Annotated in this window: 16 protein-coding genes; 13 read left to right on the plus strand and 3 right to left on the minus strand. The window is 43.2% G+C overall.

Going from position 1 to position 13132, the window contains the following annotated elements; genetic code table 11:
- Positions 1 to 22 precede the first annotated feature (22 nt).
- The 13 genes from recR to I6H64_RS00945 all read left to right on the plus strand — a co-directional run bounded on the left by recR (position 23) and on the right by I6H64_RS00945 (position 10223).
- Positions 23 to 622 carry a recombination mediator RecR gene (gene recR, locus I6H64_RS00885; protein WP_002832336.1) on the plus strand — a complete coding sequence of 200 codons (600 nt, stop codon included), beginning with the start codon at positions 23 to 25 and terminating at the stop codon, positions 620 to 622.
- Positions 623 to 1047: 425 nt separating this feature from the next.
- Complete coding sequence (gene tmk / locus I6H64_RS00890) at positions 1048 to 1677, plus strand: dTMP kinase (RefSeq protein ID WP_005916032.1); 630 nt, start codon at positions 1048 to 1050, stop codon at positions 1675 to 1677.
- Positions 1678 to 1692: 15 nt separating this feature from the next.
- Positions 1693 to 2028: a cyclic-di-AMP receptor gene (locus tag I6H64_RS00895; RefSeq protein WP_002832332.1), complete on the plus strand. Its 336-nt coding sequence runs from the start codon at positions 1693 to 1695 to the stop codon at positions 2026 to 2028.
- A 6-nt stretch (positions 2029 to 2034) separates the two neighbouring features.
- Positions 2035 to 3045 carry a DNA polymerase III subunit delta' gene (gene holB / locus I6H64_RS00900; protein ID WP_056985082.1) on the plus strand — a complete coding sequence of 337 codons (1011 nt, stop codon included), beginning with the start codon at positions 2035 to 2037 and terminating at the stop codon, positions 3043 to 3045.
- Between the two features lie 4 nt (positions 3046 to 3049).
- Positions 3050 to 3397 (plus strand): DNA replication initiation control protein YabA, encoded by a 348-nt coding sequence (locus I6H64_RS00905; RefSeq protein ID WP_002832330.1) that lies wholly within the window; start codon positions 3050 to 3052, stop codon positions 3395 to 3397.
- Position 3398: 1 nt separating this feature from the next.
- Entirely contained in the window at positions 3399 to 4271 is an 873-nt protein-coding gene (gene rsmI / locus I6H64_RS00910; RefSeq protein WP_008841869.1) for a 16S rRNA (cytidine(1402)-2'-O)-methyltransferase, read from the plus strand.
- Positions 4272 to 4304: 33 nt separating this feature from the next.
- Entirely contained in the window at positions 4305 to 5042 is a 738-nt protein-coding gene (locus I6H64_RS00915; RefSeq protein WP_005916042.1) for an acyl-[acyl-carrier-protein] thioesterase, read from the plus strand.
- Between the two features lie 44 nt (positions 5043 to 5086).
- Positions 5087 to 6079 carry a UDP-glucose 4-epimerase GalE gene (gene galE / locus I6H64_RS00920; protein WP_036685557.1) on the plus strand — a complete coding sequence of 331 codons (993 nt, stop codon included), beginning with the start codon at positions 5087 to 5089 and terminating at the stop codon, positions 6077 to 6079.
- A 162-nt stretch (positions 6080 to 6241) separates the two neighbouring features.
- Positions 6242 to 6970, plus strand: coding sequence for a tRNA (adenosine(37)-N6)-threonylcarbamoyltransferase complex dimerization subunit type 1 TsaB (gene tsaB / locus I6H64_RS00925; protein ID WP_008841867.1), 729 nt, complete (start codon positions 6242 to 6244; stop codon positions 6968 to 6970).
- The gene (gene rimI / locus I6H64_RS00930) at positions 6951 to 7547 is read left to right on the plus strand and encodes a ribosomal protein S18-alanine N-acetyltransferase (RefSeq protein ID WP_008841866.1); all 597 of its coding nucleotides are present in this window, start codon (positions 6951 to 6953) and stop codon (positions 7545 to 7547) included. Before tsaB ends, rimI begins: the two co-directional genes overlap by 20 nt.
- Positions 7534 to 8571 (plus strand): tRNA (adenosine(37)-N6)-threonylcarbamoyltransferase complex transferase subunit TsaD, encoded by a 1038-nt coding sequence (tsaD, locus tag I6H64_RS00935; RefSeq protein ID WP_008841865.1) that lies wholly within the window; start codon positions 7534 to 7536, stop codon positions 8569 to 8571. The genes rimI and tsaD overlap by 14 nt, the downstream gene beginning before the upstream one ends.
- A gap of 15 nt (positions 8572 to 8586) precedes the next feature.
- A complete protein-coding gene (locus I6H64_RS00940) occupies positions 8587 to 9564 on the plus strand; it encodes a serine hydrolase domain-containing protein (protein WP_002832322.1) in 978 nt (325 codons plus the stop codon).
- A gap of 14 nt (positions 9565 to 9578) precedes the next feature.
- Positions 9579 to 10223 (plus strand): redox-sensing transcriptional repressor Rex, encoded by a 645-nt coding sequence (locus tag I6H64_RS00945; protein WP_002832321.1) that lies wholly within the window; start codon positions 9579 to 9581, stop codon positions 10221 to 10223.
- Between the two features lie 295 nt (positions 10224 to 10518).
- Here I6H64_RS00945 and I6H64_RS00950 read toward each other — a convergent pair whose 3' ends face one another.
- The 3 genes from I6H64_RS00950 to I6H64_RS00960 all read right to left on the minus strand — a co-directional run bounded on the left by I6H64_RS00950 (position 10519) and on the right by I6H64_RS00960 (position 12993).
- On the minus strand, positions 10519 to 11166 hold the full coding sequence (locus I6H64_RS00950; RefSeq protein WP_005918062.1) for a zinc ribbon domain-containing protein: 648 nt from the start codon (positions 11164 to 11166) through the stop codon (positions 10519 to 10521).
- A 165-nt stretch (positions 11167 to 11331) separates the two neighbouring features.
- Entirely contained in the window at positions 11332 to 12525 is a 1194-nt protein-coding gene (locus I6H64_RS00955; protein WP_008841863.1) for a hypothetical protein, read from the minus strand.
- 15 nt (positions 12526 to 12540) lie between these two features.
- Positions 12541 to 12993 (minus strand): hypothetical protein, encoded by a 453-nt coding sequence (locus I6H64_RS00960; RefSeq protein ID WP_002832318.1) that lies wholly within the window; start codon positions 12991 to 12993, stop codon positions 12541 to 12543.
- Positions 12994 to 13132: the final 139 nt, after the last annotated feature.

Raw genomic sequence — 13132 nt, forward strand, 5'->3', positions numbered from 1 at the left:
AGAATCGTAGGTGAGTGTCCGGATGCAATATCCAGAACCAATTGCTAAGTTAATTGATAGTTTTATGAAGTTACCAGGGATTGGCTATAAAACCGCGACCCGGTTGGCCTTCTTTACGCTTGATATGCAAAAAGATGATGTGACGGACTTCGCCAAGGCGTTAATTTCTGCACAACGTGACTTACGTTTTTGTAGCATTTGTGGCAACATCACGGAAGACGACCCTTGTGATATTTGCCAAGATGCAAGCCGGGACCAAAAAACGGTCCTAGTCGTTGAAGATTCCAAGGACGTAATGTCAATGGAACAAATGAAGGAATATCACGGGCTTTACCACGTGTTGCACGGCGTGTTGTCGCCAATGGACGGGAAGGGGCCCGAAGATATTAACATCGCGAGCTTGCTGACCCGGCTCCAGAAAAACGAAGCAATCAAGGAAGTAATCATTGCGACTAACGCCACTCCCGAGGGAGAAGCGACCGCAATGTATATCTCTCGATTGATTAAGCCTTCGGGAATTAAGGTAACCAGACTGGCGCACGGACTTTCCGTGGGGAGTGACATTGAGTATGCTGACCAGATGACTTTGTATAAAGCGGTCGAAGGTCGGACAGAGATGTAATGATCCGAGCACGGTAAGCCAATTTAAATGGGAACTTCTAAAGTTCCGGTCGTATCAAAGAGCTTCATGACTACGAAATTGGTCATGGGGCTCTTTTTGATTTAACGTTGGTTCTTTTGACCAGGGTTGTTAGAATAAAGTGGGAGCTGTGGAAAACTTTTTAGTTTACGAACAACTGCACTCCTCCCAGTAAGGCTGTGCAAAACTTAACCATTTGGTGGCAAATACAAAAACTGTGGGATTAAATAACTGACCGGAGAAATGCATTGCGCCAACTATTTTAAAAAATTTAAAATATCGTTGCTGACCGGCGTACCAAAGGCTAAACTAGGACGAGTTTTTAGAGTAGTTAATAGACAGTCTAGAAAATCTAAAGTAGAATAAAAATAATCAATATAAAAAAATCATAAGGTAGGGAATAACTGGTGAATGGGCATTTTATTTCATTTGAAGGGCCTGACGGGGCTGGCAAAACAACGATTTTGGAGGCGATGGTGGAGCATTACCGCACTCGACTTGTAGATCGGTTGACGGTGACCCGCGAACCCGGAGGCAACCCGATTTCAGAGGCAATTCGCGCAATTATTTTGGATAGAAATAACACGGAAATGGATGCTCGAACGGAAGCTTTGCTATATGCAGCAGCCCGGCGGCAACATTTAACGGAAACAATTCTACCGGCGTTAGCACGCGGTCAGGTAGTTTTCTGTGACCGTTACGTGGATAGCTCGATTGCGTACCAAGGAGCCGGACGTGAAATTGGCCCGGAAGCAGTCTACCAAATGAACTTGTTTGCTACGGAGGGGTGTTTACCGGAAAAAACTATTTATTTAGACGTGAGCGCTGAAGTGGGCTTAAAACGGATCATGACTCACCGCACCGACGATGTTGATCGACTTGATTTAGAGCAGCTTGATTTTCACGAACGGGTTCGTGACGCCTATTTAGCATTAGCCAAACGGTATCCGGAACGAATCGTGGTGATTGATGCTAGTCAATCAATTGGCGACGTAAAAAAAGCAGTTATCAATGTTTTAGACCAAATTTTAAAATAGTGGGGGAAACACATTATGGCAACCAAATTAGTTATTGCAATTGTTCAAGATAAGGACGCTAACCATCTTAGCGATCAATTTATTGACCAAAACATCCGGGCAACTAAATTATCGACTACCGGAGGATTTTTACAATCTGGGAACACCACCTTTTTAATCGGGGTGGAAGAAGAACGGGTTCCAATGGTTCTAGATACCATTAAAAAGGCTAGTCACTCCCGGGAAGAGTTCATGACCCCATCGGTAAATATGGACGTGAATATGGAAGGGGCAACCGGGTACCCAATTAAGGTCCAAGTCGGTGGAGCTACGGTATTTGTCTTGCCGGTTGACCAATTCGAACGGTTCTAAACGGCCTTGACAGCAGCAGTAAAGAATCCGGCCGTAACTAAACAACCCGCGGTCATCGAACGTTTCCAACAAATGATTGAAAACCGCCACCTCGCACACGCCTACTTGCTAACCGGCGCAAGCGGAACTGGCAAAAAAGAGGTGGCCCGGTGGGTTGCCGAGCGGCTATTTTGTCAAAACTTACAAGACGGGATGCCCTGTGGAAAATGTGAAGAGTGTCATCGAATTAGTACTGGGCAGCATCCCGACGTAGTAGAAATCGAACCCGACGGCCAGTCGATCAAGGTCGATCAGGTTCGATTTTTAAAGGCCGAATTTTCCAAAAGCGGGGTCGAAGGAAATCGGAAGGTTTTCATTATCGACCAGGCGCACTTAATGACTACCAGTGCGGCAAATAGTTTGCTGAAATTTATTGAGGAGCCGGCGGGGAACGTGACCGCCTTCTTACTCACGGAAAGCAAAAATTTAATTTTGCCAACCATCATGTCGCGAACGGAAATTATCGAGCTGAAACCGCTTCAGAAAAGTCAGCTAGTTGCTGAACTAACTGCGGACGGTGAGGTAACGGAGAGCACCGCCCATCTGTTAGTTCGGTTGACTAGCGACCGTGAAGAAATGCAGAGCTTGTTAGAAAATAATTGGATAGAAGACGCGCATAAGGCTCTTGAAAAATGGTTTGGTGCCGTTACCAAGGGCGATATGAGTGCATTTGTGGACGTCCAAACTCGGATTATTGGACTAGCTAAGGACCGGGAACACCAAGCAATTGTTTTAGACATGATGATGTTGTACGCGATGGATTTGTTGGCACTTAAGTTTGGTCAAGCCGACCTTACGTACCTTACAGATCAAGCAGCGCTACGCCAAGTCGCGGAGCAAACAACGGTCAGCCAGTTGCTTAAGGTTAGCGATTTACTATTGCCGTTACGCGGGAAGCTAAAGCAGAATTTGAATTTTCAGGGAATTGTGGAAAAAGTGACAATTGAATTATGTGATATTTTTAAAATGAGAGGGTGATAGTGTGGAGAAGAAAGATTTATTTGATCAAATAACAGAAGTTACGCACAACGCTGAGGATTTGTTAAATAAACTACACGAAACCCAAAGTGCCATGGTAGAAATCATGGAGGAAAATGCCGAACTTAAGATTGAAAACCAACACTTAAGGGAGCGGCTTAAACAGGCCACTGCCGCGGAACACGAAAATGAAGGAACCAAGAATACGAAGCACGGTTTATCAAAATCATTGCAAAATTTGGAAAAGCTTTATGCTAGCGGCTACCATATTTGCAACGAATTCTTTGGCAAGCACCGGCAAGACGATGAAGAATGTGCTTTTTGCTTAACCGTTATTTATGGAGATCGTTAATATGTTAACCCAAAAGAGTTTTACCCCGTCATCGGCGGGGTCTTTATATTTAGTGCCCACCCCCATCGGAAATTTAGATGATATGACGTTTCGGGCGGTCCAGATCTTAAAGGAAGCGGACCTGATCCTTGCGGAAGACACCCGCAATACCCAAAAATTGCTCAACCATTTTGCAGTTGACACCAAGCAAATGAGTTTTCACGAGCACAACACCCAGGAGCGAATTCCAGCGATTTTAGAAATGTTAGCGGATGGACGCACGATTGCCCAGGTTTCGGACGCAGGGATGCCCTCGATTAGCGACCCTGGAAAGGAACTGGTGCAGGCGGCCGTAAAAGCGGGCTTAAAAGTGATTCCGTTACCGGGAGCCAATGCTGGAACTACGGCTTTGATTGCTTCGGGATTAGCGCCCCAGCCGTTCACTTTTTACGGGTTTTTGGCGCGGAAACCTAAAGAACAACAGGCGGAACTAGAAAAGTTAAAGAACCATCCCGACACGTTGATCTTCTATGAAGCTCCGCACCGGTTGGCAAAAACGGTGAAGAACATCGCCACCGTAATGGGAACGGAACGACAAATGGTTTTAGCACGAGAATTAACCAAGCGTTACGAAGAATTTATTCGGGGTAGCGTAGCAGAAGTTCAGGAGTGGATTGCGTCCACGGAAATCCGCGGTGAATTCGTGGTAATGGTGGCGGGGAACCCCCATCCCCAGGCTGTGGAAAACCAAGACTGGGAATCGTTAACCATTAATGAACATGTGCAAAAGATTATTGATGAAGAAAAAGTCAAACCGACCATTGCAATTAAGCAGGTCGCTAAATTACGCGGACTCGCCAAACAAGAGGTCTATGACATTTATCATCAACTTTAACTTATAATGCAAAGCAGTATTTAGGAGAGAAAAATGGCTGGAAAGATACATGAAGAAGAACACTTGGTAACCTACTATGAAGGCGACCAAACGGGAACGATGACGGTTTCCATGATGGTAAACGTAATGCTGTTAGTATCGGATAACCAAAGCCAAGCCTTAGGCGTCGGTCCCGAGGTGGTGGATCAGACCGGGCTAGGTTGGGTCATCACCCAGTACGTAATGCAGCTACGGAGATTGCCTAACGTGGGCGAACGGATCGTGGTGGGGACCCAAGCGGTGAACCACAACGACTACTTCTGCCAACGGGATTTTTGGATTAAGACCCTGGATGGGGAAAAGATTGTGGAAACTACCGCGATGTTTGTTTTGATGGACCGCACTACGCGACGGATGCGCAAATTGTTGCCAGAAATCATCGACCCGTACGAATCGGATTACATAAAACGAATTGTCCGATTGCCTAAGTTACAAGAAATTACCGGGGAAACGAACCAGCAGGACTACGCCGTTCGTTACTTCGATATTGATATGAACCACCACGTTAACAACGCACGTTATTTTGAATGGATTTTTAATACCGTGGATGACGATATTTTAGATAACTACTTCCCTAAAATGGTTAACATTCGCTATCACGTCGAAATTCAACCTCACCAAATGGTGCATAGCGTCGTTGAGTTTGACCGGGACAGTTTGCAAAGCAGTCATCAAATTTCGGTAGGCGACACCTTATGCTGTGAAGCCAATGTTGAATGGGCACGGCGTTAAGGGTACAATTAACTTGTTTATAGTTTGGAATGGAGGAGAAGTTAATGAGTATACTTGTAGTAGGGGGCGCCGGTTACATCGGCTCTCACATGGTGAAACGACTAATTGAACAAGGCCAAGAAGTAGTCGTGGTGGACAATTTATCGACTGGTCACCGAAAAGCGGTTGACGAAAAAGCTCGCTTTTACGAAGGCGACATCCGCAACCATGTGTTTCTAAAGGGAGTTTTTGACCGGGAAAATATTGATACCGTGGTTCATTTTGCGGCCTTTTCAATCGTGCCCGAATCCATGGAAAAACCGTTGAAGTATTTTGACAACAACACCGCCGGAATGGTGGCGTTGCTTGAAGAAATGCGCGATCACGACGTTAAACGAATTATTTTCTCTTCCACGGCGGCAACGTATGGGGTTCCTGAAAAATCACCAATTGCGGAAAACGATCGCCAAGCACCGATCAATCCTTACGGGGAAAGCAAGTTAATGATGGAAAAAATCATTCGTTGGGCTGACCAAGCTTACGGAATTAAATTCGTGGCGCTACGGTACTTCAACGTTGCGGGGGCTTACCCAGATGGTTCAATCGGTGAAGATCATGGTCCAGAAACCCACTTGACCCCCATTATTTTACAAGTGGCAGCCGGTCAACGAGACCAATTGAAGATTTTTGGCGACGACTACAATACGCCTGACGGAACCAATGTTCGAGACTACGTACACGTTTTAGACCTGGTTGACGCCCACATTTTAGCGATTAACTATCTCAAAGCCGGCAACGATAGTGACGTATTCAATCTCGGTTCTTCAACCGGTTTTTCGGTTAAGCAAATGGTTGAAGCTGCACGAGAAGTTACTGGCGAACCAATTCCAGCTGAAATTGCCGAACGCCGTCCCGGGGATCCTGATTCACTAATTGCGGCTAGCCAAAAAGCGCGGGACGTTTTGAAATGGCAACCGCAATATGACGATGTTAAGGAAATTATTCAAACAGCGTGGAATTGGAAGCAACAACATCCCCGCGGTTATGAAGATCGTTAAATTTTAAATACGTTTTTATGATGATTATAGAAAACAATTGATAAAACATTTTACAATAGAGGCTGAGAAAAATTTTTTCTCAGCCTCTATGCGTTCCTATAGTTGTCGGAAGCCGGTTTCTGTAGGATAATGTGAGAAGGGACTAAAAGAGGAGCGAACTAAATGAAAATTTTAGCATTGGATACGTCTAACGTTGCACTCAGTGTAGCAGTACTTGAAAATGATCAATTACTGGCGATCCAAACTACTAACATTAAAAGAAATCACAGTAAACAGCTGATGCCAATTATTTCACAGACGCTAAAAACGGCAGAAGTTTCGTTAGCAGATTTAGACCGCATCGTGGTAGCCAAAGGCCCCGGTTCATACACCGGATTACGCATTGCGGTCACCACGGCAAAAACTTTAGCAATGACGTTGGAAATTGAATTGGTCGGCATTTCTAGTTTAGCAATGTTAGTGCCAAACGCACCTAACGACGGATTGGTAGTTCCGTTCTTTGATGCACGCAACCAAAATGTTTTTGCGGGAATTTACGAAAAGCATGGTATGGAAGTTACGCCGGTGGTTGCCGACCAGCACCTGAGTTTTGAATCTTTGCTGGCAAAAATCAATGAACTGGGACGATCGGTTTACTTTATTAATAACCATTTTGAAAAATTTCAACCGATGGTAGAAGACACTTTGCGAGTAATTGCTGAGCATTCGACCACGTTGAATAGCTTGCCGAACGCCTACGCGCTAGGTTTGCTAGGCTTGCAAAAACAAGCGTTAGAAAATTACTATACTTTTGTACCAGCATATTTACGAGTAACTGAAGCGGAAAGAAATTGGAAGGAAAAACATCCAAACGATGAGAGTAAAGAATCATATGTTCGACAAATTAATTAATTGGGCACAAGGAACCTTATTTAATCGAACGCGCCGGCTAAGGGAAGAAGCCTTCGAAATTGCACATCATAACGTGGTGATTGAAGGACAAAGCTACTTTGTGGCTCAGGCAACTAATACGGACATCCCCGAGATTTTAATGGTGGAACGGGCCGTGTATGATGGACAGACTTCCTGGGACCGGACGGCATTTGCAAACGAGCTAAGAAGAAAGGTCGACCGGTTATACTTGGTGATTCGCCATAATGACCAGTTGATGGGCTTTATCGGGGCTTCATTTAACGACCGGGCGAAGACTGCCCACATTACCAACGTGGCCATTCTTCCCGAATACCAAAATCAAGGGATTGGTTCGTTTTTAATTGAAGCAATTGTGCGGAAGGCCCAGTTTATTGAGTATAAGAAGGTTACCTTAGAGGTGCGGAAGAGTAATATTAATGCCCAGGCGTTATATTTGAAGATTGGTTTTGAAAACGTCGGTTTGAAAAAGGGCTATTACTTTGGTGACCATGAGGACGCCATCGATATGCAACTAGATTTATCGAAATGGCGGGGAGGATATCGTGGAACAAGATAGTTTAATATTAGCAATCGAATCCAGCTGCGATGAAACTAGCGTAGCGGTTATTAAAAATGGTGACACTATTTTATCAAACATCATTGCCACCCAAATTGACAGTCACCAACGGTTTGGCGGGGTGGTTCCAGAAGTGGCTAGCAGACACCACATTGAACAAATCACCCTGTGCATTGACCAAGCAATGAAACAAGCACAAGTCCAGCCAACGGATCTAAGTGCAGTGGCGGTTACTTACGGCCCCGGACTAGTGGGTGCCCTCTTAGTAGGGGTTTCTGCGGCGAAGGCCTTTGCGTTTGCAAATCATTTGCCATTGATTCCGGTTAACCATATGATGGGACATATCTACGCAGCTCGGTTCGTCAAACCAATTAAATTCCCTGCTTTAGCGTTGCTAGTTTCCGGAGGACATACCGAACTAGTATATATGGCAGCGGAAAATGAATTTAAGATTATTGGCGAAACACGTGACGACGCGGCCGGAGAAGCTTATGATAAAGTAGGTAGGGTAATGGGATTAAAGTATCCTGCCGGCAAAGCAATTGATGAATTGGCGCACCAAGGACAAGATACGTTCCATTTTCCACGGGCCATGGAGCACGATGACAACTTTGACTTTAGTTTTAGCGGGTTAAAGAGCGCGTTTATCAACACGGTGCACCACGCGGACCAAGTTCACGAAGAATTGGATAAAGCGGACTTAGCGGCTAGTTTTCAGCAAAGCGTGGTTGACGTGATTGTGGCCAAGACGATCCGCGCTTGCAAAGCGTTAGAAATCAAACAGTTGATTTTAGCGGGCGGCGTTGCTGCGAACCGGGGTTTACGGGATGCCTTAGACCAACAACTCAGCGCCCAATTTAATGATTTAGATTTCGTGAAGGCGCCCTTAAAACTTTGCGGCGATAATGGCGCAATGATTGGGGCAGCCGGCGAAATGCTGATGCGTCACGGAGTGTTTGCCGATTTGACGCTTAATGCCGATCCGAGCCTAGAGTTTGATTGGGAACCGGGCGCGACTAAATAAAAAGAGGTGGCAAAGATGACTGAGCAAATGCACCAGATTCATCAGGTGATTGAAAAGGGAATTCAACAACACTATATTAATGGAGCTTCGTACAGCTTCATTTTACCAAACGAAATTGAAAGCCGTTACGAAGGCGTGCAGGGCGGTAAGGAAGGCAACGTGTGCCTTGATCCTTCGATGATTTACGACGTCGGTTCAATGACTGAAGTAATTGCGACCACGACCCGGATTTTTCAGCTTTTAGCGATTCAAGAAATCCGGCTGAAAGATCCGATTAAAAAGTACCTGCCAGGGTTTTCCAACCCGGATGTCCTAGTGTTGCATTTGTTAACGCACACTAGTGGGATTCCGGTGGAAATTCCGGGAATGTACCGGTTGACCGGGATTGAATTTATCAATGCGCTTTACATGGTTGATACGGATTTTGAGCCTGGCGACCACGTGCAAGTTTCTCCGTTAAATTTTGCCCTTCTGGGAATTATCATTCGGACGGTGGACGGTTCCATTGACCGGGCGGTACAGGACAAGATTTTGTATCCGTTGGCAATGACTAACAGTGGGTTTAACCTTAACCGCCCTAAGATGCGTTTTGTGCCAACGAGAAACGATCCTAAACGGGGACAAATTCAAGGTCAGGTTGAAGATCAGTTAGGATTGTTGTTAAATGGAGAAAGCGGGCATGCAGGTCTATTTTCAACGTTAAATGATCTAACGGTTTTCACCGAAATGATGATTAATCGGGGAAGTTACCAAGGTAAAGAAATTCTTGATCCGCAGTTGTTTGATGGAATCAAGAAGGTGGATGTGGACGGCCAATCGCTCGGCTGGTGCCGTTTCAAGGAAAACCGCGATGTCTTTTATGGCAGCAGCCCAACCGGGTTAATTGCCTTTAATAACCAAAATAAACATGGTCTCGTTTTGCTACACGATTATATCGAGGATGAAAAAGTCCACGTGGCAATGCGTGACGAAATATTAAAAGTTGTTCAATAGAGGATGTGGAAAAAATGGCTAATTTTAAACTTTCAATTCCGACCACCCGTCGGTTACCTTTGTATTACCGCTATTTGCGGCGTTTATCAGACCAAAAAGTAGAAAAAGTTTCCTCCGCAATGTTGGCTGAATATTTACAAATTGATGCAGCAACCATTCGACGGGATTTTTCTTATTTTGGACAAATGGGCCGGCGTGGGTACGGCTACGATGTTCAAAAGCTTTTGGAACTTTTTGATGACGCGTTAAGACAAGATATTAACGCAAACGTTGCTTTAGTAGGGGTAGGGAACCTCGGACGGGCGTTACTAAACTTCAAGTTCCACCGGGTTGGAAATGCACGGATTACCGCGGCTTTTGACGTTGATCCTAAATTGGTGAATACGGTGCAAAACCAAATTCCAGTTTATGACATTAAAAACCTAAAGGAACAAATTAAAGAACAACAAATTACCGTGGCAATTTTAGCGGTTCCTGCAGAAAAAGCTCAAGAACTTACTGACCAGCTGCTAGAAGTTGGTATTCAAGGAATTTTGAACTTTACTACGGTTCCACTGACCGTGCCAGAAAAAGTGATTGTGCAAGACGTGGACCTTTCTGTGGAACTACAATCGCTAATTTACGGAATTAACCGGCGGGAAATTGAAGAATTAGAATAAATGTATTGAAGGCTTACTGTTTATATATTGCGGTAAGTTTTTTTATTAGCTTAAGAATGGATTATGGATACGTGGTTTTTAATTTAAAAGATAGGTGCATAAGTATATAAAATACTAAGATAGTGGAAAAATCTTAGGTTTGCTAAGAAAGGGATGGCTTTTTAGAAAAAGTTGGCATCTTGCTAGTGAACTTTAATTTGGTTGAGTTTCGTGCTCGTTGACTCAAAAAAAGACCAGAATTTGTGAAAAATTCTGGTCTCTTTTTATTTTGTAATTAATCAAATTTATAACTCGATTAGTTAGCTTGAGCGCCACACTTGTTGCAGAACTTAGCACCTTGAGCAAGCGGTGCGCCACAACTACTACAAAATGCGCTCGCTGATGATGCAGCATTATTTGCATCTCCGCTTACGGCGTTAACAATTTGTTGTGTGTTTTGAGCTCCTTGTTGAATTGTGCGGTCCGTTTGTGCTCGCACGTTGCGATCCGCTTGATATGTAGCTAATTTTTGGGTGAGTTTTTCTTCTAATTCTTCACTATGATGTGCTTCGAAGAAAGGTAAGTCAATTGTTTTACTAATTCCGGAACGTTCATAGTTAAACGTGGTTCTGATTCCACTACCAATTAAAAGCACCCCAACGATAATTGCGATTAGTGCCGAAAAGAATGATGAGCCCATTAGCGCTACTCCAATAATTGCAATTAATAATCCTAAAAAGATTGAGCTCAGCTTATATGATTTCGATGTGTATACGTTAGTAATTCCTGAAAGGGGAGATGAATCTTTTTGCTTACCGGCAGGAACCAAACCAAAGAAAACTGTATTTGGCATATTTACCCGTAAGAAGGCGTCATCTAGTGTAATACTTCCCTTTACCCAAAACGCTAATAAACTAACGGAAAACGCATCGCTATCGTTTTCAACAACTGCAGATTGTACCATTATTATTCCTCCTAAATTAACAGATATAACCATTATATATTCACAATTAAGGTTTTGTAAACCTCTTTTACAAAGTATTAGCAGGAGAAACAAGCCTGCCCTGCTGCATCAATAAAAAACTAGGAAATTTATCTAACTTTCCTAGTCTTCTTAATTAGCATTAACTTATTTTAGTTTCAAACCAGAAACTTCCAAGTTACGTTCGTAGGTCTTAATGGAATCACTAAGGGTAGAAACGTTGTCATCAGAAGTAATCTTTTTATCTTTGATGTTTAATTTACCATCGTTTAACGATAGGTTGTTTACTTCAACGGCAACATTTTCAGGTTCGTCATCGTCATCTGCGTCCGAAGAGTTGACGCTATAAATTGCAACAATTGATAATTTGTTGCTAGATGAAGTACTATTTTCGGATGCATCTGCGACTTCTACTTTGCTTGAAACTTCGTTGACGTCGTCATCGTAGTATTCTTCTTCATTTTCGTTATATGGAGTTACGTACAAGTTAACAAACTTGGATGTGTATTTTTCATCAGCGAATTGTTTGTCATCTGTGTAATCAGACATGACAGTGTCGGTGGCATCCGTAATGTCGTCAACGTTAGTAATTGATTTACTATCAATTAGTCCGGAAATCTTATACTTGAACGTTCTTGAACCAGTGTATTGGTGCTTACCACTACTATCTTTAAAGGCTGCTTTTGGAAGCGTAAGTGAAATAACATCTCCGTTGCTAAGGTGACCATTGTTTTTAACCTTAATGTTGCTGTTGATTAAGTCAGAATTTTTACTTGAAAGTGCAATTTGTCCCTTGCCATTAATTCCGAGGGCTTTGATTTTAAGCTGGTTAAAAATCTTATTGGAAGAAACTTTGGTAGTTTTTTTCAATCCCTTAACTGTGAACGTTTTTTTGCCGTCACGGAAAGGAAGTTCCGAATTGCTGTTTTTAAACGTTACGGTAACCTTATCGCCATTTTTAAGTTCGGTTGATTTCCCTTTGAATTCTAATCTAGTCGAAGAAAGGTCCTCTATTGATGATTGAATTTTATATTGATCTTCTGAAGAAAGCATACTGTAATCAAATGCGTCAGGATGAGACACAATTTTATTAATTACGTCTTTTTTTATGTGATCCTTTTGCAATACGCGCCGGGTCATGTACTTATTTACGGATTCGGCGTTACTTATTACCGCATCTCCATGTCCGTTATAACCATAGAATTTTACTTCAATCCGGGAAATGATGTTGTTGCTGTGGTAGTCGTATCCTATTTTTGCACCTGCAGCAATGATAATGATTGCAATCACGCCGTACACTAATTTTTTATTTTGGGTAATAAATGTTTTGAATTTATCCATTGTAATCTCCTTTAATTATTTCAAGACAAAGTAGAGCGTCACACTATAATCGTCATCGACTAATTCACTAGCGTCATCGTATCCAGCTCCCGCAAGGACTTTCTTCAAGTCAATATTCGCCCGATATGCAGGATGCCCTTTAAAAGTTACTTTATGAGCTGTATCGATGGTAGCTAAGCGTACTCCCCAGCTCTTCAAGAAAACCTTGCTTCCCTTAGCAGACCACTTAACTTTGCCAAAACCATCCATGCTGTCTTGGTTACCTGAAAACTTTACTTCATGGTCAGGTTTGAAAACCGCTTTTGCGGATTTATCGTAGGTTACGTCATCATCAGCACGCATTCCAACCGTCATGACTTTGTTTTGCACGGCGTATTGACCGCGATTGGCATAACGATAACCGCCGGCAATGGCGATTAAGATTACAACAATGATGGCGATCCACTTATGTTGTTTAATAAAATTCATTCCTTAACTCCTCCATAGTATTTTGGTTAATATAAGTATTTTGGCGACCGTCCTCGATACTTTAACTACTAGTCCAGATCGTACCTTTTAAGCAATTAATCCTAAGTAGATATAAGGGCTTTAATAAACACATAAAAAA

It is taken from the genome of Pediococcus acidilactici (genome assembly GCF_016127815.1).
Lineage (GTDB): Bacteria > Bacillota > Bacilli > Lactobacillales > Lactobacillaceae > Pediococcus > Pediococcus acidilactici.